Source organism: Caballeronia sp. LZ033, from assembly GCF_031451265.1.
In the GTDB taxonomy this organism is placed as follows: domain Bacteria; phylum Pseudomonadota; class Gammaproteobacteria; order Burkholderiales; family Burkholderiaceae; genus Caballeronia.
In genome coordinates this window covers 2553247-2576949 of record NZ_JARUXQ010000001.1, presented here as the reverse complement: position 1 = coordinate 2576949, position 23703 = coordinate 2553247, and the positions used below count along the sequence as shown (strand labels likewise).

The following is a 23703-nucleotide window of genomic DNA, read 5'->3' as shown; positions in this document are numbered from 1 at the left end:
GTCTTTTGAGCGCCGGCGCACGTGCGCACGCTCAGCGGAAGTACGCCTTGGTGTTCTCGTGGACGTCGTCGCGCGCGAGCAGTTCGTCGCGCGAGAGCCATTGATATTCGCTGTGCTGGTCGAAGCGGCCGATGGCCACCGTGGCGTTCAGCGTCAGCGTGTAGGCGAGCACGACATAGTGCGTGCCGAAGCCGCCGGCGCCCGCGAAGTTGTCGTCGTAGCGGTGTTCATACACGCCGAAGAAGCGCGCTCCCGCGCGCTCCATGCTGGCCACGCCCAGCTCGTTGTGGGCGATGCGCGTGAATGCGCCATCGAGCGATTCGTCCTTGGCGATGCGTCCGCCCGGCACGAACCAGGTGCCCTGCGCCGGCCGGTTGCGCCGCCGTCCTAACAAAACATGCCGGTTGCCGTCGGTGACGATCAGGTCGATCGAGACCAGCGGCGTGAGCCGCACCACGGTCAGGAAATCCGCCTCGCTCAGCATCGCCGCTCCGTAGGTCGCGTCCATCGTGGCCGGGTTCATTGCGAATCGAGTGTAGCGCGCGGGGGCGCTCCGCCGGCATGCGCGGCACTGGCGAAAACCGCCTGAATGCCGTCAGCGCAGGCCATGCGGCACGCGGCCTGGACCATCGCTCACTGACCGACATAGCCGGCCGGACGCATCACGTTCGCGCGCATCGATTCGGCATTGTTCGACACGACATAGACCGGCGCGGCCGTGAGCACGAGCGGCACCTGGCCGTCGCTGTACGGCACCGTCGAGGCGTTGCCCATCATGTCGAACACGGTGACCGAGCCGGACTTGCCCGGCGCGTCCACGGCAAGCCGGTAGTTCACCGCGCGCGTGGCATCGAAGCCGTTGGCGCCGGGCCAGGCGGCATTGTCGTGCGTCCACAGCGCGGTCACGACGCGGCCGTTGTTGAGGCGCTGGAACGCATAGGCATAGACGCCCTTCGGCGTGTCCTTCACCGGGCCCAGCGTGGTCGTGCCGTCGATGAGACGCGTCATCGCGGCGACCGCCATCGCGGCGGGCTTCGGACTGATCTGCTTCTGCCCGAAGCCGCCCTGTGGGTTCACGAGGTCGAAGAAGATGCCGTAGCCGATCTCGTTGGGGATGTCGGCGGAATAGAACACGAAGCTCACGTCCGCGCCTTCGCCGAGCAGGATCAGATGGGCGCGCGCGACCACCGCGCCCTGCGCATACAGCACGTTCCAGCCGGGCGAGGTCAGCCCGTATTTGCTGCCGATGTCATAGCTCACGCCCGTCTCGGTGACGAACAGCTTCGCGCCGGGCCTGACCACCTCGGTCATTGCGCGGCGCAGGTCGCGCATCATGCCCGGCATCGCTTTCGCGGCGGTGGCCGGGGAGGCGTCGAAGCGCTCCGGCGGATGCGACGGCGACGTGCCGACATCGTAATAGCCATGCGCGCTGACGCCGTCGAGATACTTGCCGATGCCGAGCGGCGCGAGGCGTCTCAGCCATTTCGTGTTCGACGCCAGATTCGACAGCGTCAGCCCCATCACGACCGCGTTCGGATCGCCGGCGTGGATGGCATCGTGCGTGGCCTTGTACAGCGCGACGAGATGGGCGTCCGTATCCTTCCACGGCAGTCCGCCTTCGTAGTCGGGCTCCCAGGTCACCTGGTAGTAGTTGTGCGTCTGCCGCGCGAACCAGGTCTTGCGCACCGTGTTCGATTCCTCGCCCACACGCTTCATATAGGCGCTGTATGCATCGAGCGAGAACGGCGCCCAGCTGTGCGTGCGCTCCTTCGTCGGACTGGCCCAGGCGGGGATGCCGTCGAGCTGGATGAGGCGCAGCAGGTCGCCGGGCTTGAAATAGGCCGCGAGATTGTCGGCGCTGGCGTTGAAGGTGTTCGGGCCTTTTTCCTCGGTCACGTACCAGTTGCGGTTGTCGTTCACCCAGGTGAGGCCGAGGTCCGTGTACAGCGGCCGATAGCCGTCGCCCGAGCAGCATTCCTCGCCGGGCTTGAGATACGCGGAGCCTTGCCCGCCGAAGCGGTGCTGGTCGGGATGCGCGAAGGTGACGGGCGGAAGCGCGGGCGACACGTCCGGCAGCACGCCGAAAGTCGCGATGCCCGCGGCCCGGGTGCCGCGCATCGGCAGCGTGCTCTTGCCCGAAGCGAGCGAGGCGCTGACGGAGAAGTATCCCGCCGCCTCCGACGTGCAGGCGAGCGTGTAGGTGCCCGGCTGGGCCTTCACCGGAAAACTGCCGCTGGCCTTCCGGGTGTTCCAGGCATCGCGGATCTGCCATTCGACGGTGTCGGCGGCCTGGGTTCGCGTGGTGATCGCGATGCGCACGGGGGCATCGAGCGGAAACATGCGCGTGCCGTCGCTGCCGGGCGTATCGGCTTCGATCGGATCGCCGCCCGCTTTCGCCGCGACGGGCGGCGTGGGCGCGCTGCAACGCAGGGGCGGGGTGTCGGCCGGGTCCGGCGCCTCGTTTTCGGCGACCTTCACGAGCGCCGCGCGCGGGGCGCCGGGTCCCTCCGCCGCGAGCGTCTCGATGCGGGTGGCCAGCGTCTCGGCGGGGCCTGGCTTGTCGCAGGCGCTCAGCGCCAGCAGCGCGCCCGCGGCCATGGCGATGCGCGCCTGCGGGACGCGCAGGGTTCGACGAGGGGCGGTGAAACGCGAAGCGGGTTTCCGGTTCATCGTGAGCCTGGCGCATGAGCGCTGCGTGCCGCCGATGCGGCGAAGGCGCTCGGGCCACGCGCCAAGCGCACACGATGCTGCCTGCGCCGGCGGGCTACCGTGCGCGCGCGCACGCGTGGGCGTGCGTCGTCGGAAGAATGCTGGACCGGGTGCCTGCGTTGCGAATGTGAACGCTCCGGGATGGCAGCCATGTGCGTGAGCGCTCATCCAATTTCAGGAGTGAAACATGGAAGGATGACCACGACAACTGCATCCGACCTAGAAAATCGGCAAAGCTGACCGGCGCGGACACTGTTTCGCCGCGTCAAAGCAACGTGATTTGAATGACATGAGAGGTTTGCGAGCAAGCGTGTGTATTCTCCCGATGATTACAGCCGCTTTCAATGGCGTGGAGAAAATCCGCGACGGACCTGCGCCGCCGCAAAACGCTAGAGAATGGCGGACGCGTCAGTTGCCGTTTCCCGGCGGATACGCGGACGTGCCGCGCTTGCGGCCGTTTCGCGGTGCAGCATCGGAGTTAATAAGCCATGTCTTCAGATTTGCCAGTAAGCCGGCATTATGATGATTAATTTAAAATCAAAAAGCGCGTGATTCAATCACCGGGAAAAAATAGCAATCAGTTAATACATCGCCAATTACGGGATTAACCGGGTGTACGAAAGCCGGATTAAGACCGAGTTCTGAACCGCCGCGAACGGCAAAAAATTTCCGATTGCCGCGATACGCTGGCCGGTCTCTGAACCGCGCGATGTTTCATGGTTGAATCAGTTTCTTTGCTCCGACCTGCGCCAAACCCCGCCGTGCCAGCCGTACAGGGCCGCGGAGCGTGGCTTTCAGGCTTTGTCCATGGCCGATCAAGCGGCTCGCGGGCGCGGATTGCACTAAGTCGCGGACTAAAAGTTTGTATGACAAATCACGTCTTTATCGCGTGATTCTTTAGAAAGCGGCGCATTCCGAATTTGGGGAGGGATATCAATGTGCGCTCACCCTCATAGCGCGACAGATTTTGTGGTTCAAGCGCGAAAATCTAGAGCACAAAAAAGTTTGTCTGCTTATTATTCAAGCCAGCGGATCGATTCCGCCATCACTCCGTTCCAATCGGTCACGGTAACCCGGCGAAGTTCGGGAAACTCCTTTGATGCGCCGCAATGACCGAGAACTCTTCCGCACCTCATTGGAAACAAAGCTGCAGAGGATGACCATGCCTTACGCCAATCTCGAACCCGCAGTCATGGGTTGGACGCCGCCCGCGGCGCGAACCTCGCAGACCGAGGTCCGCCGCATTGCGATCCTGCTGTTCGACGGATTCTCCCTGCTGGGCGCGGGGATCGTCGCGGAAGTCTTCCACATGGCCAACGAGCTGTCGTCGGCACGGTCCCGCGTGGACTGCACCTACGACGTCCGTTTCCTGTCGGTGGAAGGCGGCAACGTTGCGTGCTCCTCGTCGGTGCGCGTGTGGACCGACGGCCTGGACGCGCGTCACTACGGCGGCTTCGACGCGCTGTTCGTCGCCGGCGGCCGTGGCGCGGAAAGCGCCGCGAAGGACGATCGCATCGTCGAATGGCTGCGCCGCGTGCAGACCAAGACCACCGTGGTCCGCGCCATCTCCGAGGGCCGCAAGGTGCTCGACGCCGCGGGCATCGGCCAGGTGCAGGATCCGCAGGCGCGCTACGGCGGCGCCATGATCCATCTGGTGCGAGAAGAGCAGTCGGCCGACGCTGGCGACCGCTACGAGTCGATGAAGGGCGCGCTGCTGATCGTGAAGCGCGACCTCGGCATCGACGTGTCGCGCAGCGTCGCGGAGCGCCTGATGCCGGGTTCGGCGGCGAAGCTGGTGTCGATTCTCGGCGACAGCGGCGCGGCGTCCGCCGGCGACAAGATCCGGGCGGCGGCGCGCTGGCTGCAGGACAACTGCGAGCGGCCAATCTCGGTGGTGGATGCGGCGCAGGTAGCCGCGATGAGCGAACGCAACTTCCTGCGCCGCTTCAAGATCGAGATGGGCATCACGCCGTCCGATTACCTGTTGCAGGCGCGGCTTGCCGTCACCTGTGCGCTGCTGACGGATTCGGAACTGCCGGTCGACAAGATCGCGCGCCGCAGCGGCATGGGCAACGGCGACCGGCTGGCGAAGATTTTCCGCAAGCGCCTCCTGATCTCTCCGACCGAGTACCGGACGCAGAGCAGGCGCGAAGCAAACGGCTGAACGGCCGAACGGCTGATACGCGCGCTAGCGCGCATGGTCTGAACAACGATGGCGTAAAGCGTCGAAGGTTTGGCCGGACCAGAACGGTTCGGCACTCAATCATTCTCGGGCGGCAGTGTGCTGCCCGACCGAAATCGCAGGCAGGAGTCCATATGACGAATGAGGCACGCACGGTAGGCGAGACGATGACTGGCACGACGAGCATGGAGACGGCCGCGTGCCGCAGGCTTGTCCCGGTCATTCTCGCCGGCGGCTCGGGTACACGCCTGTGGCCGATGTCCCGTGAACAATTCCCGAAGCAGCTGATCGGCATCGTCGGCCGTGATTCGCTGCTGCAGGCCACCGTCGGGCGCCTCAAGGGTTTCTCGGGCGATTTCAAGGTGGCCGCTGCACCGATCATCGTGTGCGGCGAGGAACATCGCTTCACCACGGAAGAGCAGACCCGCGAGGCAGGTGTCGATGCCCGCATCATCGTCGAGCCGGCGCGCCGCGATACGGCGCCCGCGCTGACGCTCGCAGCACTCGCGGCGATCAAGGACGGCGAGGACGCGATCATGGTCGCGATGCCCGCCGATCACTCGATCGCCGACCTGCCGGCGCTGCATCGCGCGATCGCCATCGCGGCGGAGCACGCGGCGCGCGGCGTGATCGCGACGCTCGGCATTCCGCCGACGCGCCCCGACACCGGCTTCGGCTACATCCGCCTGGGCGAGGCGCTGGAAGACGGCGCGCACAAGATCGAGCGCTTCGTCGAGAAGCCCGCGGCCGAACTCGCGACGCAATACGTCGCGGCGGGCACGTACTGGTGGAACAGCGGCATTTTCGTGGTGCGCGCGAGCGTGTGGCTCGCCGCGTTGCAGAAGCTCAATGGCGAGATGCACGCGGCCTGCCGCGCCGCGCTCGCGGAAGGCCGCGACGACGGCAAGTTCATGCGTCCGTCGGCCGCCGAGTTTGGCTGCGCGCCGTCGGATTCGATCGACTACGCGGTGATGGAGCACATCGGCACGAACAACCGGCCGTGCGACGGCGTGGTGGTGCCGCTGGTGGCGGGCTGGTCCGACCTCGGCTCGTGGGACGCCGTGTGGGACGCGATGGACAAGGACGAGTCGGGCAACGTCGCGAGCGGCCGGGTGATGTTCGAAGGCGCCACGTCGAGCTATGCGCGTTCTGAAGGCGGCCGCCTGGTGGCGTGCGTCGGCACGACCAACATCATCGTGGTCGAGACGGACGACGCCGTGCTGGTGGCGGACCGTTCGCGCGTGCAGGACATCAAGGGGCTGGTGGCGCGCATCCGCGAGCAGCACGCGCCTGAAGCGAACGCGCATCGCAAGGTGCGCCGTCCGTGGGGCTTCTACGATTCGATCGAACACGGCGAGCGCTTCCAGGTGAAACGCATCGTGGTGTCGCCGGGTTCGAAGCTCTCGTTGCAGATGCATCACCACCGCGCGGAGCACTGGATCGTCGTGTGCGGCACGGCGCTGGTCACGCGCGGCGACGAGCAGTTCATGTTGTCCGAAAACCAGTCGACCTTCATTCCGCTCGGCGTGACGCATCGGCTGGAGAACCCGGGCAAGGTGCCGCTCGAGATCATCGAGGTGCAGTCGGGCAGTTATCTCGGCGAAGACGACATCGTGCGCTTCGACGACACCTACGGCCGCTGCAACTGAGCACGGCTTGAGAGTAACAAACGGGCAACACGCGACACTTCTTTGCAGCGGCTTCACACCAGATCCAAGACTGGCTGGCGAGGGAGGACACGAGCGGGTGCGGTACACGGGCGATAAGCATTCGGGGGAATGACATGCGCGATTTACAGGGATTGCTGGCCAGGCTGTTCGACGTCATCGTGATCGTCGGCGGCGCGGCCGTGGCATCGCAGATCAGGTTCGAGTACATCGAGGCTCACGCCTATTCGGTGGCGTTCGTCGCGTTCGCGGCGGCGTTCTCGCTCGCCCTGTTTCCGGGCTTCGGCGTGTATCAGTCGTGGCGCGGCCGCAGCAAGCTGCAACTGGCCTGCCAGGTGTCGCTCGGCTGGCTGGTCGTGCAAGGCTGCGCCCTGGCGCTGATGTTCTCGCTGCATCGCCTCGACTATGTGTCGCGCCTCTGGTTCGCTTACTGGACCGCGATGTCCGGCGGCCTGATGATCGCCGGCCGGCTGATCACGCACGCGGTGCTCGCGCACATGCGTCATGCGGGCATGAACCTGCATCAGGTGGCAATCGTCGGCTGCGGGCGGCACTGCCATTCGATGATCCGCAAGGTCGACCGCGCCACCGACTCCGGTTTCCGCGCCACCGCCGTCTTCAATGCGGCGCCGGAGACCGGCACGATCAACACGCATGTGCCGGTGTTCGAGAATTACGAGGCCTTCGTCAACTACGTGCGCACCCAGCATGTCGATGAAGTGTGGCTCGCGCTGCCGCTGTCGCAGGAACGCATGATCCTGCGCTTCGTGAACGAGTTCCGCGACGACCTCATCAACGTGCGTTTCATCCCGGACGTGCGCAGCCTCGCGCTGTTCGAAAGCGGCGTGACGGATCTGCTCGGCACGCCCGCGATCAACCTGGTGGCGTCGCCGCTGTCGGCATCGGCGCTGCTGAAAAAGGAACTGTTCGACCGCGCGTTCGCGCTCGCCGCGCTGATCGCCGTCGCGCCGCTGATGATCGGCATCGCGCTTGCGATCAAGCTGACCTCGCGCGGCCCGGTGTTCTTCAGGCAACGCCGCAAGGGCGCGGATGGCCGCGTCTTCCGAATCTACAAATTCCGTTCAATGCGTCTGCATACGGAACAGGCCGGAGTGCTCCAGCAGGCCACGCGCGGCGACCCGCGCGTGACCCGGGTCGGAGCGTTCCTGCGCCGTACCAGCCTCGATGAGCTGCCGCAGTTCCTCAACGTTCTGTTCGGCGACATGTCGGTCGTGGGCCCGCGTCCACACGCACTGGAGCATGACGACCTGTATCAGAAGGTCGTATCGGGGTACATCCATCGTTACCGGATCAAGCCGGGCATTACCGGCTGGGCCCAGGTCAACGGATTTCGAGGAGAGACTGATCGCATCGAGAAGATGGAAGGACGCGTCGCACACGATTTGTACTACCTGGGTAACTGGTCGTTCGGCCTCGACATGAGAATCATCGCCGCAACGATCTTCAAGGGACTACGCCACACCAACGCTTACTGATGTAGGGGACGACCATTATGCACAATCAACAACAACCGGGCACCACCTCCATGGCCGCCAATACCAACGTGTCGCGCATGTTCCGCCTCACGAGCCTGGCTGCGGCTGCTTCCTTCACCGTGCTGTTCGCGGGCTGCGGTCTGGCGCCGGGCATGCACTTCGAACAACCGGCGCAACTCGTCGAGACCTCGAACGACCAGGGCGATCCTGCATCCACGGTCAACATTCCGATCACGCCGATCGACCTCTCGCTCGTGCGCAAGATGAAGGCCGCGCAACCGGTCGTCACGGGCGATCCGAACGCCTCGCTGTACGGCAAGGCCGGCGCGTACAAGCTCGGCGTCGGCGACGTGCTGCAGATCACCGTGTGGGATCACCCGGAACTCGTCGCCGCGCTCGGCCAGCCGCCGCAGCAGACGCGTACCGCGGATGCCGCGCCGGGCTTCGTCGTCGATGCCGACGGCAACCTGCAGTTCCCGTACGTCAACCGTCCGCTGCATGTGGAAGGCAAGACCGAAGGCCAGGTGCAGCGCGAGCTCTATCAGGAGCTCTCGAAGGTATTCGTGAAGCCGCAGGTGACGGTGCGGGTTGCATCGTTCCGTGCGTCGCAGGTGTATATCGACGGCGATGTCCGCACGCCGGGCTCGCAGCAGATCAACGACATTCCGATGACGCTCACCGAGGCCATCGGCCGCGCGGGCGGCTTCGCGACGACGGCGGATCAAAGCCGCGTCACGCTGATCCGCGACGGCGTCACGTATCACATCAACATGGCGGGCATGACGTCGAAGGGCAAGAGCCCGTCGGACATCATGCTCAAGCCGGGCGATGCGCTGCGCATCGACTCGCGCGAAGACAACGGCGTCTATGTGATGGGCGAAGTGTCGAAGCCGGCCACCGTGATCCCGATGCGCAACGGCAAGCTGACGCTGTCGGATGCGGTGTCGCAGGCGGGCAGCTTCAACCCGGAGACGTCCGATCCGAAGCAGGTGTACGTGATCCGCAACGGCCAGACCGACCAGCCCGAGGTGTATCACCTCGACGCGCGTTCGCCGGTGTCGATGCTGCTCGCGAACGGCTTCGAGCTGCAGCCGCATGACGTGGTCTACGTGGACAACAACGGACTGGTTCGCTTCTCGCGTGTGCTGAACCTGCTCCTGCCTGCCATCAACGCCGGTCTGACGGCAGCCGTCCTGACGAAGTAAGGGTTGTGACCGGCGCGCAGGGGCGCGCCGGTGGTTTGTTTGTTCGTTTTCAAGAACTGAGCGAGCGAGACCATGGCGATGAACTTCGATTCACGATACTCCGACGTATCGACGGGCGACGAATTGCGGCTTTCCGACTATCTGGCGGCCGTACTCGGCAACTGGAAGCTCGTGACAATCGTGATGCTCGCCGTGGTCGCACTGGGCACAGCGTACGCGTTCATCGCGACGCCGACCTACAAGGCGGACGCGCTCATCCAGGTCGAGGAAACGAACCCGAACAACAACCCGAACGCGAACGCCAATGCCGTGCAGGCCGTGTCGCAGATGTTCGACGGCAAGGCCACCACGGCCGCGCAGATCGAACTGCTGCGTTCGCGCCTCGTGGTGGACAACGCGGTGCGCCGCCTGCATCTCGACATCAGCGCGGTGCCGCATGGCTTCCCGGTGCTGGGCGGACTGCTCGGCAGCGCGTTCTCGATGTTCAACATGGCGGTGCCCTCGGGTTATCTGTCGCGCTTCGCATGGGGCGGCGAGCAGATCGAGGTGCCGCTCTTCGATACGCCGAAGGATCTCTACGACAAGAAGTTCACGCTGGTCGCGGGCGAGAACGGCAGCTATGTGCTGAACGATCCGGACGGGGTCGCCATTCTCACGGGCCGCGTGGGCCAGGAAGCAACCGGCGTGACGCAGCAGGGGCCGGTCAAGCTCAAGGTGGACAAGCTCGTCGGCAACCCGGGCGTGCAGTTCGAGTTGCAGCGCTTCTCGACGCTCACCACCATCGACAGCCTGCAGAAGCGCCTGACGGTCGCGGAAACGGCGTTGCAGTCGGGCATCATCGGACTCAGCCTGGAAGGCAGCAACCCGAAGGAAGTCGCGCAGATCGTCAATAACATCGCGAACCGCTACGTCGCGCAGGATTCGGAGAAGCGCTCGGCCGAAGCGGAGCACACGCTCGCGTTCCTCGACCAGCAGTTGCCGATCCTCAAGAAGCAGCTCGACGAATCCGAGCAGAAGTACAACTCGTTCCGCAACAAGCAGGGCACGGTGGATCTTTCGGAAGAGAGCCGCCTGCTGCTCCAGCAGATCGTCGACAACAAGACCAAGCTCTCGGACCTGCAGCAGCAGCGCGCCGAACTGTCGCTGCGCTTCACCGCGAACCATCCTTCGGTGCAGGCGCTCGACGCACAGATTGCCTCGCTGACCGGCGCGCAGTCGCGCATGGCCAAGAACGTGTCGACGCTGCCCGATACCGAGCAGACCGCGCTGCGCTATCTGCGCGACGTGCGCGTCAATACCGAGCTCTACACCAATCTCCTGAACAGCGCGCAGCAGCTGCGCATCGCCAAGGCGGGGCAGATCGGCAACGTGCGCGTCGTCGATTTCGCGCAGACGCCGGACGATCCGGTGCGCCCGAAGCGCGTGCTCGTGATCCTGATCTCGGCGGGCGTGGGCCTCGTGCTCGGCATCCTGCTCGCGTTCGTGCGCAAGTCGCTGTATGGCGGCGTCGAGCGGCCGGAGGAGATCGAGAAGCAACTGGGCGTGCGCGTCTTCGCGATCGTGCCGCGCAGCACCCAGCAACTGCGCCTGCAACGCAAGGTCGGCATGCGCCGCGAAGGGCTGCACGTGCTCGCGGCGCAGGCGCCGGAAGATGCGGCCGTGGAAGGCATTCGCGGCTTGCGCACCTCGCTGCAACTGCAACTCGCCGATGCCCGCAACAACGTCGTCATGCTGACCGGCTCGCGGCCGGAGGCGGGCAAGTCGTTCCTTTCCGTGAACCTCGCGACCCTGGTGGCCTCGACCCGCAAGCGCGTGCTGCTGATCGACGGCGACATGCGCCGCGGCGACATCCACTCGCACTTCGGCGTGCGTCACTCGCCGGGCCTCTCCGACGTGCTGATGGGCGCGGACGTGGCGAGCGCGATCCTCACCGACGTCCTGCCGGGCGTCGACCTCATCACCAAGGGCTCGCTGCCCTCGCATCCGTCGGAGCTGCTCGCGAGCGACCGGCTGGGCGAGGTGCTCGGTGAACTGAAGCAGCGCTACGACCTCGTGATCATCGACACGCCGCCCGTGCTGGCTGTCACCGACGCGACCGTCATCGGCAAGCACGCGGGCACGAGCCTGCTCGTCGTGCGGCATGGCAAGAACCAGGTGCAGGAGATCGGCGAGACGATGAAGCGCCTGCACCACGGCGGCGTGAACATGAAGGGCGTGCTGCTGACCGACGTGCCGCAGTCGAAAATGTTGATGGGAAGTACATACGCCGGGTATTACGGCTACGAAAGCATCGCGGAGTGACCAGCGCAAAACAATAGCTCGGTAGAAGTGCCCGGTACAACAATGTCGGCGCGTCCCCGCGCGCCGCATCTTGAGACCGAAGATGGAGAGGTTACGCATGGACCGCAAAGTCGCGTTGATCACGGGCATCACTGGGCAAGACGGGTCGTATCTTGCCGAACTGCTGCTCAGCAAGGGGTACGAAGTGCACGGCATCAAACGCCGGAGTTCGCTCTTCAACACCGACCGCATCGACCATCTGTACCGCGATCCGCACGAAGCGGACCAGCGCCTGTTCCTGCATCACGGAGACCTGACGGATTCGACGAGCCTCGTGCGCATCATCCAGCGCGTGATGCCGGATGAGATCTACAACCTCGCCGCGCAGAGCCATGTGGCGGTGTCGTTCGAGGAACCTGAGTACACCGCGAACGCCGACGGCCTCGGCGCGCTGCGCATTCTCGAGGCAATACGCATTCTCGGCCTCGAGAAAAAAACGCGGTTCTATCAAGCTTCGACATCCGAACTATACGGGCTGGTCCAGGAAATCCCGCAGCGCGAGACCACGCCGTTCTATCCGCGCAGCCCGTACGCGGTCGCCAAGCTGTATGCCTACTGGATCACGGTGAACTACCGCGAGGCCTATGGCATGTACGCGTGCAACGGGATTCTCTTCAACCACGAGTCGCCGGTGCGCGGGGAAACCTTCGTTACGCGCAAGATCACGCGCGCGATCGCCCGCATCGGCGTGGGCCTGCAGGACGACGTCTATCTCGGCAACCTCTCCGCGCTGCGCGACTGGGGCCATGCGCGCGACTACGTCGAGATGCAGTGGATGATGCTCCAGCAGGACAAGCCTGAGGATTTCGTCATCGCCACCGGGGTGCAGTACAGCGTGCGCGAATTCGTCCAGCAGGCGGCCGCCGAACTCGGCGTGCACGTGCGCTTCGAGGGCGAGGGCGTGGACGAGGTGGGCATCGTGGACCACGTCGAGAGCCGCGAAACCAAGCTCGCGCCGGGACAGGTGATCGTGCGGGTGGATCCGCGCTATTTCCGGCCGACCGAAGTCGAAACCCTGCTCGGCGATCCCTCCAAGGCGCACGCCCGGCTCGGCTGGCGGCCCGCCACCCCGTTCGCGGCGCTCGTCAAGGAGATGGTGCGCGCCGATTTTCAAATTGCCCGGCGCGACGCGCTCGTCACGCTCGCCGGTTTCAAGGCCCTCGAACATCACGAGTAAGCGCATGGACAAGCACGCACGAATCTTCGTGGCAGGACATCGCGGCATGGTCGGCTCGGCGCTCGTGCGCCGCCTCACGGACGCCGGCTACCGGAACATCGTCACCCGCACGAAGGCGCATCTCGACCTGACCGACCAGGGCGGTGTGAACCTGTTCTTCGAGGAAGAGAAGATCGACGTGGTGCTGCTCGCGGCGGCGCGCGTGGGCGGCATTCTCGCGAATTCGACGCTGCCCGCCTCGTTCATCTACGAGAACCTGGCGATCGAAACCAACGTGATCCATGCGGCGTGCCGCTGGAACGTGTCGAAGCTGATCTTCTTCGGGTCGTCGTGCATCTATCCGAAGGACTGTCCGCAGCCTATCCGCGAGGAATACCTGCTGCAGTCCGCGCTGGAGCCGACCAACGAGGCCTACGCGATCGCGAAGATTGCCGGTCTCAAGATGTGCGAGGCCTACAACCGCCAGTACGGCACGAAGTTCGTCTCGCTGATGCCGACCAACCTCTTCGGGCCGAACGACAACTACGACCTGAAGAGCAGTCACGTGCTGCCCGCGCTGCTGCGCAAGGCGCATGAAGCCCGCCTGCGTGGCGACACGACGCTGCCCGTGTGGGGTTCGGGCACGCCGCGCCGCGAGTTCCTGCATGTCGACGACCTCGCCGCCGCCGCCGTCTTCCTGATGGAACAGGACGTGGGCGAAGGCATGTTCAACGTGGGCGTGGGCACGGATCTCACCATCCGCGAGCTGGCGGAGACGATCTGCCGCGTGGTGGGCTTTCACGGCGAACTGGTGTTCGATCCGACCAGGCCCGACGGCACGCCGCGCAAGCTGCTCGATGTCTCGAAGCTGGGCGGCATGGGATGGCAGGCGTCGATCGGACTGGAGGAGGGAATCCGCGCGACGTATGAGGAGTTCCTGGTGCGCTATGCATCGATGCAGCAGACGCCGGTTGCCGCGTGAGCGGTTGCGCGACGGCATCGCTTACGACAAAAACGACACAGGGTAGAACAACAATGTCTGCATCAGTGACCATCTTTCACAACGTCGTGTGGTCGCGGCACAAGGGCGAGGTGCTGTCGGCGCTGCACCACATCTCCGGATCCGGCGCGATCCGCTATTCGATGGTGCAGATCGCGGACACGGAACACGACCGCATCGGCTTCTCGGAAGTGGACTATTCGTTTCACCGCTACCCGATGAAGAAGCTCTTCAACGGCTGTTATGAAGACGTGCCGAGATGGCGCATGACGATGCGCCTCACGTGGGAAGTGCTCCGGACCAAGGCGGATCTCGTGGTTTTGCCGGGCTACCATCGTCCCGAATACTGGGCGATGCTGGGAGCCTGCATCGTGACGGGCAAGCGTCGCGCGGTGTTCTGCGATTCGACCGCGCGCGACAACCCGCGCCGCATGCTCACCTCGATTCCGAAGCGCGTGTTCTTCACGCTGTGCGACGGCTACTTCGCGTTCGGCATGCGCAGCCGCGAGTATCTGATGTCGCTCGGCGCGAAGCAGGACGCGATCTTCAGTCCGTGTCAGGCGGCCGCCATGCCGCGCGCGTTCTCGCCGGACACCGTCGTGTCCGACCGGCGCGCGCACCGGCAAGGCGGCCGGCCGGTGTTTCTCTTCGTCGGACGGCTCTCGGCGGAGAAAGGAATAAACACGCTCGTCGAAGCGTTCAGGATGTTGAAGGAGCGTGTGCCGGATGCGGAGTTGCGCATCGTCGGCACGGGACCGCTCGGCAATCAGTTGAAACAGCAAGTCGCCGATGCCGGTCTGCAAGACTCCGTGCAGTTCCTGGGCAGTCTGCAGGACGAGCCGCTCTCGCGCGAGTATTTCGGCGCCACCTGCATGGTGCTGCCGAGCGTGCGCGAGCCGTGGGGTCTCGTGACGAACGAGGCGCTGGCCCATGGTTGTCCGGTCCTCGTCAGCGAGAGTTGCGGCTGTGTGCCCGAACTCGTCGTCGACGGCGTGTCCGGCTATGCCTTTCCCGCCGGCGATGTGCCGGCGCTGCATCGCGTGATGCTGAAGTCGCTGGAGGCGTTCGCGGATACGGCGGGTGTCGCCGTGCGCTGCACCGACGTGATCCAGCGCTTCGATCCGCCGTCCGCAGCGGCCAACATCGCGCGCGGCTGCGCGCTGCTGCTGACGAACTGAGCAAGACTGGAGCGGAGGAACCCGAAGGACGCTTAAGGAGGGACCACAGGCTGTCACCAACGCCGTCGGGCACGCGGTCCTGCGTACCCGGCGGCCTGCGCTTTGCCGGGCGGCGAGGACACGCCCGCGCATCCAGGCGCGCATGTCGGGCGAGGGACCACATGAGAATACTTATCTACGGGCTGAACTATGCGCCCGAGTTGACGGGTACCGGCAAGTACACGGCGGAAATGGCGGAGGCGCTGGCCTGCGCGGGCCACCGGGTACGCGTCGTCTGCGCGCCGCCGTATTACCCGGAGTGGAAGGTGGGGCAGGGCTACCGGAGCTGGCTGCATCGCTTCGAAACGCGCGAGGGCGTGCGGCTGTGGCGCGCGCCGCTGTGGGTGCCGGCCAAGCCCAGCGGCGCGAAGCGCATGCTGCATCTGGCTTCGTTCGCGTGTTCGTCGCTGCCCGCGCTGGCCTGTCATGCGCTGTGGCGGCCCCATGTCGTGATGACGATCGCGCCGAGCCTGCTCAACGCGCCCGGCGCGCTGATGCTGTCGCGCATGACGGGCGCGCGCGCGTGGCTGCATATCCAGGACTTCGAGGTCGATGCCGCCTTCGACCTCGGCATGCTCAGGAACCCGCGCGCCGGGCGCCTGGCGCTCGCGTTCGAACGCTGGCTGATGAAGCGCTTCGACGTGGTGTCGTCGATCTCCGACAAGATGGTCGATCGCGCGGTGAACAAGGGCGTCGCGCTGTCACGCGTGTTCCATCTGCCGAACTGGGTGGACACCGCCGCGATCTTTCCGCTCGATCGTCCGAGCGCCTTCCGTCGGGAACTCGGCATCGGCGAGCATACGCCGGTCGTGCTCTATTCCGGCAACATGGGTGCGAAGCAGGGTCTCGAAGTGCTGGCGGAGGCGGCCGCCGCGCTGGCCGGCCGCATGGAAATCGTCTTCGTGTTCTGCGGCAACGGCGCGACGCGGCTGCAATTGCAGAAGCGCTGCGCCGGCTTGCCGAACACGCGCTTTCTCAGTCTCCAGCCGCTCGAGCGTCTCAACGAACTGCTCAATCTCGCCGACATCCACGTGCTGCCGCAACGCGGCGACGTCGCCGATCTCGTGATGCCGTCGAAGCTCACCGGCATGTTCGCGAGCGCGCGCGCCGTGATCGCGATGGCGCATCCGGGCACCGAATTGTTCGAAGCCGTCAGCGGGCGCGGCGAGGTGATCGAGCCGGAGAATGCGCAGGCGCTGATCGGCGCGATCGAACGGCTCGTCGCCGATCCGGAACAGCGCGCGCGTCACGGCGAGGAAGGCCGTCTGTTCGCGCAGGAACGGCTCGCACCGGCGGCGGTGTTCGCGCGGCTCGAAGAGCGTCTGTTCGAGTTGTCGGGCTCGCGTCTGCCGAATGCGGCAGAAGTGCGCGAGGCAGTGTCCCAGACCCGGCCCGTCGACAGCCCTGAAGTCACGCTCGCGCGCATGACGGAACGCGCGCCGATCCTGCCGCAGGTCGAGAAGATCGAATAGCGTCTGCCTCGGCGCGGTTCGTCATGAACCGCGCCCGTGACGCGGACCTTCAAATCAATAAGGCGACTTGTAGATGTCCCGCGCCCGCGCCGCATTGGCGGCGGGCGGCCTGAGGCCGTTGGGCGTCGGATAGAGCGCCGCCGCCGCGCCTTGCGGCATCATCGTGGCCTTCGTGTCGGGCTTGCGTCCGGTCGCACGCAGGCGCGCACCCGCGCCCGCATTGCCGGCATAACCGTTCTGTTGCGCGAGCAGCTTGTCCGTCGGCGAGACGCCTTGCGCGGTCTGCCCGTTGGTGATCGGGCCGCGCTGTCCGCCGCGCCCGTTGGTCGGCGCGCCATACGGGTCCGCATACGCGCCCGGACTGCCGAGCAGGTCCATTTCCGCCGGCGCGGCGCCGCCGGCTTCGCCCTTGCTGATCGCCGCATCCGAGAAGTTGCCCGCGTGCGCGAGGGGCGTCGCCATGCATGCAGCGGCCGCGAGAGCGGTCATGAACAGCGAGCGCAGCGCCGTGCGCGGTTGATGTTTCATCGGATTCTCCGGGCCTGTTGCAACGTTTCGCCATGCTTCGCAACGAGGCATCGCGCATCGTTTCGGGGAGCGCCGGACCGCCTGCGGAAACGCTTTTCCGGCGCATGAAAACAGCATATTGCGCGGCACCGCCCGCTAACGCCAAAAGCCTTGCTGAAGCGGCCATTCGCATGAAGGCGCGGGTGACGCCGCGCGCCCTTCGCCGATAATCCATTCACCACACGCCGCATGCCGCCGCTGCGAAGGCGTCCGTTCCCCGCGAATGGGTGAACGACAGAACGCTCTTCAGCGCGGATCATGCGGGCAAGACAAGCAGACACCGGAAGACTTCGTGCACGTCATCGCGCGCAGGTCTTCGACGGCAGACGAAGCTGCGAACGACGAACGATTCAAACGATATGCGTGGCGCGCCGCAAGGCGCCCTTGGGCCAGAAGCAGCGAGCAGCAGCACACGGGCGGGGGGCATATGGACGAAGCGATCGGGGAGCGTTGCGCCGGCCACGCCGAGGAGGCCGGCGCACGCGCGACGCGTGGCGCCAAGGCGTCGGGCCGCGTGATCGACCTGTCACGGGCCGGTCCCGGCAACTTCGTCGCCAGGCGTGGCTTCCTGACCGAGCTCGTATGGTTCTTCGTCGAAGCCTGTTTCATCAACAACAAACTCATTCCCGTGTCGTTCGTGCGCGTGGCGCTGCTGCGCGCGTTCGGCGCACGCATCGGCCGCGGCTGCCGCATGCCGCATCCCATTCGCGTCAAGGCGCCGTGGAACCTCGAGGTCGGCGCTCACTGCTGGTTCGGCGTCGATGCCTGGATCTACAACCAGGCCGGGATTCGCATCGGCAATCATGTCTGCATCTCGCAGGGCGTCTTCCTGACGACGGGCTCGCATGACGTGGCCGGCAACATGGACCTGCAAGTCGCACCGATCGTGATCGAGGACGGCGTCTGGATCACATCCAAATGCGTGGTGCAGATGGGCGTCACCATCGGACGGTCGGCGGTCGTCACGCCGCTCTCGGTCGTGCATCGCTCGCTCGAAGCGGACGGCGTGTACGGCGGCAATCCCGTGCGTTTCATCAGAAAGCGTTTTCCCGTTTGAACCGATGCGCCACGCGCAGGGCGTCCCTGCTCGTGGCGTGTGCCGTTGCAACGTTGCACCTGACGTTGCAGACGGCGAGACAGGCAACGCGCCGGCGCGACGGCCCAAGAGCTCCACGAAGGAGCCGCCCCGAGCACCGGGATTTGTGGACCGACTTGCGAAGGAGGCCGTGAAGCCGAAGCGGTATTCCGGGGGAACGCGGCTGCGCGACAGGCGCGCGCTGCGAACACGCGAAAGGAACACCGTCGGGATCGTTCGTATCGCCCGCGTGCACGGTGCGCACGGCGCGCGCGATACGGCGTCAGGGATCTTGGATCAGAGAAGCGCGGTGACCAATCGAGCATTGCGTGACACCGCTCTACAGCACGGAACGAGGGAGCACGGGGCATGTTCATCGACAGCCGGAGTGTGGAAGAAGGCGCAGTCATAGAGACCACGGTGTGCATCATCGGCGCGGGGGTGGCGGGCATCACGCTGGCGCTGGAACTCGAAAAGCAGGGCATCGACGCCTGCATGCTGGAAAGCGGCGGCTACAAGCCGGACGACGACACCCGCGACCTGTATCGCGGCGAGAACGTCGGCGTGCCGTATGAATTCGCCGACGGCTGCCGCAGCCGCTATCTCGGCGGCAGCAGCAATTGCTGGGGCGGCTGGTGCCGTCCGCTCGACCCATGGGACTTCGAGAAGCGCGACTGGGTGACCGACAGCGGCTGGCCGTTCGGTATCGACGAACTGCGGCCGTACTACGCCCGCACGCATCAGTTGCTGCAACTGGGCGAGGGCAACTTCGAGCCGGCGTACTGGGAAGCGGCGATTCATCGCGACGACGTCAGGCGCCACCCTTTCCCGAGCGGCGCCGTGCGCGACACGATCTCGCAGTTCAGCCCGCCGGTGCGCTTCGGCAAGGTGTATCGGCAGCATCTGCTGGACGCGAAGCACGTGCGCGTGATGCTGTTCGCGAACGCGCTCAATATCGACACCGACGCCGACGCGCGTTCGGTCACGAAAATCGATGTCGGCACGCTGACGAGCCGGCGCTTCGCGGTGCGCGCGAAGGTCTTCGTGCTGGCGACGGGCGGCATCGAGAATGCGCGCCTGTTGCTGGCCTCGAACCGGGTGCAGGCGGCGGGCCTCGGCAACGCCCATGACCTGGTGGGCCGCTATTTCATGGATCATCCGCGCATCATGTCGGCGAACGTGCACTTCACGAAGCAGTGGGCGCGCAACAAGCTCTACGACATCAAATATCACTATCAGAACCGCGCGGTATCGGCGCACGGCACCTTCATCTCGTCGCAGTTCGCGCTCACGCAGCAGGTGCTCGAAAAGGAGCAACTGCTGAATGCGCGCGCCTGGTTCTATTCGGTGTTCCGCGGCGAGAACACGAAGGGATCGGAGGCGCTGATCCGCATGAAGCAGCGGCTGTTGAAGAAAGACGAACCCGGCTACAGCACGGCCGCGGACCTGCTCGCGATGGCGACCCATCCCGTCGATACCGCGTGCTTCGGTCTCGCCCGCCTGTTGCAGCCGCGTCCGCTGATCACCGAGGTGAAGATCCAGACGATCGTCGAAGCCGAGCCCAATCGCGACAGCCGCGTGACGCTGTCGGCCCAGAAGGACTTCCTTGGCATGAACCGCGTGAAGGTGGACTGGCGCGTGACCGAGCTCGTGAAGCGCACCTTCGACCGCACGGTGGCGCATATCGCGGCGGATCTGAAGCGCGGCGGCGTGGCCGACGTGACGCTCGACGAGCCGCTCGAAGGCAAGCCCTGGCCCGCGCAGCTGGAAGGCACGTGGCATCACATGGGCACGACGCGCATGCATGATTCGGAGAAGCAGGGCGTGGTGGATCGCAACCTGAAGATCCACGGCATGAGCAATCTGTATGTGGCGGGCAGCTCGGTCTTTCCGACGGTCGGGGCGAATTTCCCGACCATCACGATCGCGGCGCTGACCCTGCGGCTCGCGGGTCATCTCGGGCGCGTCATCAAGGGCGACGACAGCGTCAGCGCGCCTGTCACGCCGTCCGGCATGCCGGCCAGGAGCGACGCGCCGGGCGAGACGCTGCCCATGGCGGCGTCGGCGCTGCATATGCCCGGGGTCGCGTTGCCCTTGCAGATGGCGAAGAAGTAGCGCGGGCGGGAAACGGCGTGGGGTGGGCGGGCATCGCTATAATCGCCGTCCGACCTGGTTTTTTGGTGTCCCGCTCGTGAAAAAGCCCGCCTTACTTGCACTCGCACTCGTTTCGATGTCTCTCGCCGCCTGCTCGTCCGTCGAGAAGGAGCAAAGCAAGGAGCGCCTGTTCATGCTCTCCCAGCAATCGCTCGACGACGCCCAGCGCAACGCCACCGTCGCGTGCCGCGATGCCGCGCAATGCGACGCCGTGTGGGCGCTGACCAAGACCTACGTCGAGCAGAATTCGAAGGAGCGGCTGACCCGCGCCGATGCCGACGCGATCGAGACCGACGTGCCGTCCGGCTCGGGCAAGCCGGTGTTCTCGGCGACGCGCGTGGCCGCGGCCGGCGGCGGCGCGACGGTGTCGCTGTTTGCGCAATGCAAGGGCATGTATGAAGACGAGCGCGCACGCGGCTCCGACTTCGACGACTGCGCGAAGAAAATCCTCTCGGTGCAGAACGGTTTCGTGCCTTATCTCAAGGCGCGCTTGCCGGCGAACTGATCGCGCGAGAAGGCGCCGCCTTGCAGGTCGGCGTTCTCGCGCAAGACCCGCAGCAGATCCTGCGACATCGCTTCCACATGAAAGCGTGTCGTGAAGGTGTCGAGCGCCTGCTTGCGCATCGCGTCGCGCGCGGCGGGGTCCATTGCCAGCCAGGCTGACAGCCCTGAGCTCGCGCCTTCGACGGTATCCGCCGTCACGATGCCCGCGCCATCGGCCTGTACCTCGCGCCAGATGTTGACCTTGTCGGAGATCAGCACCGGCAGGCCCGAACCAAGCGCCTCCGCCACCGCAATGCCGAAGTTTTCCTGATGCGAGGTCAGCGCGAAGAGGTCGCTCGTGCGGAAGGCGCCCCATTTCAGATCGCCGGCCAGCATGCCGGTCCAGGTCATTCGCTCTGCGATACCCAGTTCGCCAGCCAGTGCGCGCATCTGCGCGGCGTAGGCGTTGTCGTCGGGGCCTGCCATGACGAGGTGGGCGTTCGCATCGATGTCGCGCACGCGCGCGAAAGCCTTCAGCAGCACGTCGCACGCTTTCTTTTCGTGGATGCGGCCGAGGAACAGGATGATGCGCCGGCCCGCCAGTTGCGGAAACTTCGCGAGGAAGGCCTCGCGCAAGGCCGCCGAATCCGCGGGTGGCGGCCGCGTACCGAATGCCACCACTTCCTCGTTCGCGCGATACAGCCGGAAGGATTCGCGCGCGAGCAGCCGCTCCTCCTCGGTCGTGAACAATACCCGGCGCGCATCGCGCAGCACGCGATACTCGGCCCAGGGCCAGTAAAGGCATTTCTTCAGATGCTTGAGCGGATAGGTCCGCTTGAACCAAGGGTCGAGCATGCCGTGCGGAAACACGTAGTACGGCACGCCGCCGCCGTGCAAGGCCTTCCATGCGCCGAAACTGTGGTACTGCCACAGCCCGTTGACGATCACCGCGTCGAAGCGCGGCGCGTGTTCCTTCAGCCAGGGCACCAGCGCCGGACACAGGCCGTAGAAGCCGCGCGATGGTCCGAGCGCGTGCAGTGGCAAGCCGAATCCCGCGACATGGGGCGCATCGGGCGCATCCAGCGATGCCGCTTCGACCTCGTGGCCCAACGCGCGCAGGCTGAGGCCGCTTTGCAGCACGCCTTCGGTGGGGCCGCCGGCGCGTGGATCGACGGTGGAGAGCAGGTGCAGGATCTTCATGACGGGCGGGCGGGTCCGTGAGCGAGCGCAGCGACTTCAGGCGTTGGGCGCGAACGAACCGGCGCCGGGCGGCGGCTCGTGGCGTCCGGCGCCGTGCGGCAGGCCTGGCGCGGCGGCGCTGTGCGCCGGCAGGATTTCCGGCAACGGTTCGTCGTGCGGGCGCAGGTCGGGCGGCATGGCGCCGGGCATGCCGTCCTGTCGCCGGCGTGCGCGTGCCTGCTGCGAGGCGGTTTCGGCGGCGCGCATGCGCATGGCGTGAGCGATGCGCGCATAGGACGCGACCAGCAGCCCGAGCGCCACGCCGAACACGACGCCCGAGAAGCGGTTGCCGAGCGGATTGCCGCCGATCGACGTGGCGGGCAGCGCCGCGACGACCAGCAGCGCGCGGCCGAGCACGGGCAGATAGAGCGTTTCGGGCGCGCGATGACGCCACGAGCGATAGGCCATCGAGCCTTTCCAGAGCGCCCAGAGCAGCGCGATGGGCAGCGCGAGCCCGAACAGCAGGCCGCCCGCGAAGAACTGGTAGACCCAGAAATTGTGGCCTGCGGACCATTCCTTGATCGCGTAGAAATCCTTCTTGGTGAACTGGCCGGCGAGGTCGGGCAGGTAAGTGGGCGAATAGCGATAGTCGTGACCGTAGCCCATGCCGACGAGCGTGCCGAGCGTCGAGGCGGTGGTCTGATCGAGCTGGTCCTTCATTTCGGCGAGCCGCGTGATGGTGGTCGGATCGCGGCCGGACTCGGTGTCCTTCTTGAACGACATGCGCTGGACCCAGTGTTCGCCGACGCCGGGGAAGAACGTGCTGGCCGCGACGGCGAGCGCGCCGAGCAGGGCCATCAAGGCGACGGCGCGCAGGCCGGCGCGCACCAGCTTCTTGAACGAGGGCGCGGCGAGCCAGGTGGCGAAGGCGAACAGCAGCACGGTGCCGACGACGAGACTGCGCGTCACGCTGAGCAACTCGATGACGATGGTCGCGAGGAACAGCAGCACGGTGAAGCGGGTATAGCGCTTGACCACGACGAACTCGTGCAGCAGCAGCCCCTGCAGACAGAGGAAGGTGACCGAGACGATGCGAAAGCGCACGCTTTCGAGATTGCCGCCGGTGGCCATGCCGAAGCCGAAGCTGAAGACGAGGGAGGCGATCATCGACCAGTACATGGCGTGTTCGAGCTGACCGAGGCGCTTCGGGTCCCATGGCCGGCAGGCGACGAAATAGCCGAGCAGCATTTGCCCGAACGGCAGGATCACGCGCATGTAGTTGCCGGAGTCGTTGCCCTGCATGGCCTGGGTGGCGATGCTGCCGAGTATCGTGATGAGGAACAGCGATGTAACCAGCGTGCGCAGGCGCGAGCGCTGTGCGAAACGCGGCGCGATGAGCAGCAGGAAGCAGCCCGCGAGAATCGAGGGCACGGTGAGCAGGATCTGGATGGCTTTGCTGGCCGTTTCGGCGCCCTTGAAATCGAACGCGAGCGGAAGCAGGAACAGCCAGACCCAGACGACGGCGAACTTGTTGCGCATGGCGTTCTCTCGAGAATCGCAGCACTCTTTCGAGTCTTCAACGCGGTGTCGATGCCGTGCCGGGCCGATGCGCCCGGCGAATGCGTCGTTTCCGGCGTGCCGGAAAGGTGAACCGACTATACAGCGGGCCATGCGGCGTGCCGCCGGCGGCGGCGTCCAGCGACTAGCGTTCGGCGCGAAAGGACGGATGCGCATGTGCGCCGCACCACGCTGGCGTCGCGTGCCCTGGCGGCGCGGGCCGATGTCTGCAAACGGCGTGATT

The 23703-nt window shown here is 65.7% G+C and carries 17 protein-coding genes; 12 read left to right on the top strand and 5 right to left on the bottom strand.

Features of this window, described 5'->3' with window-relative positions; all coding sequences use genetic code 11:
• Positions 1–31: 31 nt before the first annotated feature.
• Both QCE62_RS12040 and QCE62_RS12035 read right to left on the bottom strand, forming a co-directional pair.
• Positions 32–484, bottom strand: a complete 453-nt coding sequence (locus QCE62_RS12040; protein WP_309919819.1) for a GDP-mannose mannosyl hydrolase — start codon at positions 482–484, stop codon at positions 32–34.
• Between the two features lie 149 nt (positions 485–633).
• Entirely contained in the window at positions 634–2670 is a 2037-nt protein-coding gene (locus QCE62_RS12035) for a hypothetical protein (protein ID WP_309918088.1), read from the bottom strand.
• Between the two features lie 1201 nt (positions 2671–3871).
• Between QCE62_RS12035 and QCE62_RS12030 the strand changes: the two genes are divergently transcribed.
• From QCE62_RS12030 to QCE62_RS11990, 9 genes are all read left to right on the top strand, one after another.
• Positions 3872–4873: a helix-turn-helix domain-containing protein gene (locus QCE62_RS12030; protein WP_309918085.1), complete on the top strand. Its 1002-nt coding sequence runs from the start codon at positions 3872–3874 to the stop codon at positions 4871–4873.
• A gap of 185 nt (positions 4874–5058) precedes the next feature.
• Positions 5059–6540: a mannose-1-phosphate guanylyltransferase/mannose-6-phosphate isomerase gene (locus QCE62_RS12025; RefSeq protein ID WP_309919817.1), complete on the top strand. Its 1482-nt coding sequence runs from the start codon at positions 5059–5061 to the stop codon at positions 6538–6540.
• A gap of 134 nt (positions 6541–6674) precedes the next feature.
• Positions 6675–8054: an undecaprenyl-phosphate glucose phosphotransferase gene (locus QCE62_RS12020; RefSeq protein ID WP_309918082.1), complete on the top strand. Its 1380-nt coding sequence runs from the start codon at positions 6675–6677 to the stop codon at positions 8052–8054.
• Positions 8055–8104: 50 nt separating this feature from the next.
• Positions 8105–9259, top strand: a complete 1155-nt coding sequence (locus QCE62_RS12015) for a polysaccharide biosynthesis/export family protein (RefSeq protein ID WP_309919814.1) — start codon at positions 8105–8107, stop codon at positions 9257–9259.
• A gap of 72 nt (positions 9260–9331) precedes the next feature.
• Positions 9332–11560, top strand: a complete 2229-nt coding sequence (locus QCE62_RS12010; RefSeq protein WP_309918079.1) for a polysaccharide biosynthesis tyrosine autokinase — start codon at positions 9332–9334, stop codon at positions 11558–11560.
• Positions 11561–11657: 97 nt separating this feature from the next.
• Positions 11658–12776, top strand: coding sequence for a GDP-mannose 4,6-dehydratase (gene gmd, locus QCE62_RS12005; protein WP_309918076.1), 1119 nt, complete (start codon positions 11658–11660; stop codon positions 12774–12776).
• A 4-nt stretch (positions 12777–12780) separates the two neighbouring features.
• The gene (locus QCE62_RS12000) at positions 12781–13737 is read left to right on the top strand and encodes a GDP-L-fucose synthase (protein WP_309918074.1); all 957 of its coding nucleotides are present in this window, start codon (positions 12781–12783) and stop codon (positions 13735–13737) included.
• 53 nt (positions 13738–13790) lie between these two features.
• The gene (locus QCE62_RS11995; protein WP_309918072.1) at positions 13791–14933 is read left to right on the top strand and encodes a glycosyltransferase family 4 protein; all 1143 of its coding nucleotides are present in this window, start codon (positions 13791–13793) and stop codon (positions 14931–14933) included.
• A gap of 161 nt (positions 14934–15094) precedes the next feature.
• On the top strand, positions 15095–16444 hold the full coding sequence (locus QCE62_RS11990; RefSeq protein WP_309918069.1) for a glycosyltransferase WbuB: 1350 nt from the start codon (positions 15095–15097) through the stop codon (positions 16442–16444).
• A gap of 54 nt (positions 16445–16498) precedes the next feature.
• Here QCE62_RS11990 and QCE62_RS11985 read toward each other — a convergent pair whose 3' ends face one another.
• Positions 16499–16972 (bottom strand): hypothetical protein, encoded by a 474-nt coding sequence (locus tag QCE62_RS11985; RefSeq protein ID WP_309918066.1) that lies wholly within the window; start codon positions 16970–16972, stop codon positions 16499–16501.
• A gap of 466 nt (positions 16973–17438) precedes the next feature.
• On the opposite strand from QCE62_RS11985, the gene QCE62_RS11980 reads away from it, so the two are divergent.
• From QCE62_RS11980 to QCE62_RS11970, 3 genes are all read left to right on the top strand, one after another.
• Positions 17439–18068, top strand: coding sequence for a DapH/DapD/GlmU-related protein (locus QCE62_RS11980; protein WP_309918064.1), 630 nt, complete (start codon positions 17439–17441; stop codon positions 18066–18068).
• A gap of 387 nt (positions 18069–18455) precedes the next feature.
• Entirely contained in the window at positions 18456–20201 is a 1746-nt protein-coding gene (locus QCE62_RS11975; protein WP_309918062.1) for a GMC family oxidoreductase, read from the top strand.
• A gap of 115 nt (positions 20202–20316) precedes the next feature.
• Positions 20317–20745, top strand: a complete 429-nt coding sequence (locus tag QCE62_RS11970; protein ID WP_404987314.1) for a hypothetical protein — start codon at positions 20317–20319, stop codon at positions 20743–20745.
• Here the strand turns inward: QCE62_RS11970 and QCE62_RS11965 are convergent.
• Positions 20715–21923 carry a glycosyltransferase gene (locus tag QCE62_RS11965; RefSeq protein WP_309918056.1) on the bottom strand — a complete coding sequence of 403 codons (1209 nt, stop codon included), beginning with the start codon at positions 21921–21923 and terminating at the stop codon, positions 20715–20717. The genes QCE62_RS11970 and QCE62_RS11965 overlap by 31 nt on opposite strands.
• Before the next feature lie 36 nt (positions 21924–21959).
• Positions 21960–23441, bottom strand: a complete 1482-nt coding sequence (locus QCE62_RS11960; protein WP_309918054.1) for a hypothetical protein — start codon at positions 23439–23441, stop codon at positions 21960–21962.
• Positions 23442–23703 lie beyond the last annotated feature (262 nt).

What these genes read in the sequence shown, in the direction of transcription:
- QCE62_RS12040 (WP_309919819.1), bottom strand. Translation starts at nt 484, where the DNA reads ATGCTGAGCGAGGCGGATTTCCTGACCGTGGTGCGGCTCACGCCGCTG.
- QCE62_RS12035 (WP_309918088.1), bottom strand. Translation starts at nt 2,670, where the DNA reads ATGAACCGGAAACCCGCTTCGCGTTTCACCGCCCCTCGTCGAACCCTG.
- QCE62_RS12030 (WP_309918085.1), top strand. Translation starts at nt 3,872, where the DNA reads ATGCCTTACGCCAATCTCGAACCCGCAGTCATGGGTTGGACGCCGCCC.
- QCE62_RS12025 (WP_309919817.1), top strand. Translation starts at nt 5,059, where the DNA reads ATGACTGGCACGACGAGCATGGAGACGGCCGCGTGCCGCAGGCTTGTC.
- QCE62_RS12020 (WP_309918082.1), top strand. Translation starts at nt 6,675, where the DNA reads ATGCGCGATTTACAGGGATTGCTGGCCAGGCTGTTCGACGTCATCGTG.
- QCE62_RS12015 (WP_309919814.1), top strand. Translation starts at nt 8,105, where the DNA reads ATGGCCGCCAATACCAACGTGTCGCGCATGTTCCGCCTCACGAGCCTG.
- QCE62_RS12010 (WP_309918079.1), top strand. Translation starts at nt 9,332, where the DNA reads ATGGCGATGAACTTCGATTCACGATACTCCGACGTATCGACGGGCGAC.
- gmd (WP_309918076.1), top strand. Translation starts at nt 11,658, where the DNA reads ATGGACCGCAAAGTCGCGTTGATCACGGGCATCACTGGGCAAGACGGG.
- QCE62_RS12000 (WP_309918074.1), top strand. Translation starts at nt 12,781, where the DNA reads ATGGACAAGCACGCACGAATCTTCGTGGCAGGACATCGCGGCATGGTC.
- QCE62_RS11995 (WP_309918072.1), top strand. Translation starts at nt 13,791, where the DNA reads ATGTCTGCATCAGTGACCATCTTTCACAACGTCGTGTGGTCGCGGCAC.
- QCE62_RS11990 (WP_309918069.1), top strand. Translation starts at nt 15,095, where the DNA reads ATGAGAATACTTATCTACGGGCTGAACTATGCGCCCGAGTTGACGGGT.
- QCE62_RS11985 (WP_309918066.1), bottom strand. Translation starts at nt 16,972, where the DNA reads ATGAAACATCAACCGCGCACGGCGCTGCGCTCGCTGTTCATGACCGCT.
- QCE62_RS11980 (WP_309918064.1), top strand. Translation starts at nt 17,439, where the DNA reads ATGGACGAAGCGATCGGGGAGCGTTGCGCCGGCCACGCCGAGGAGGCC.
- QCE62_RS11975 (WP_309918062.1), top strand. Translation starts at nt 18,456, where the DNA reads ATGTTCATCGACAGCCGGAGTGTGGAAGAAGGCGCAGTCATAGAGACC.
- QCE62_RS11970 (WP_404987314.1), top strand. Translation starts at nt 20,317, where the DNA reads ATGTCTCTCGCCGCCTGCTCGTCCGTCGAGAAGGAGCAAAGCAAGGAG.
- QCE62_RS11965 (WP_309918056.1), bottom strand. Translation starts at nt 21,923, where the DNA reads ATGAAGATCCTGCACCTGCTCTCCACCGTCGATCCACGCGCCGGCGGC.
- QCE62_RS11960 (WP_309918054.1), bottom strand. Translation starts at nt 23,441, where the DNA reads ATGCGCAACAAGTTCGCCGTCGTCTGGGTCTGGCTGTTCCTGCTTCCG.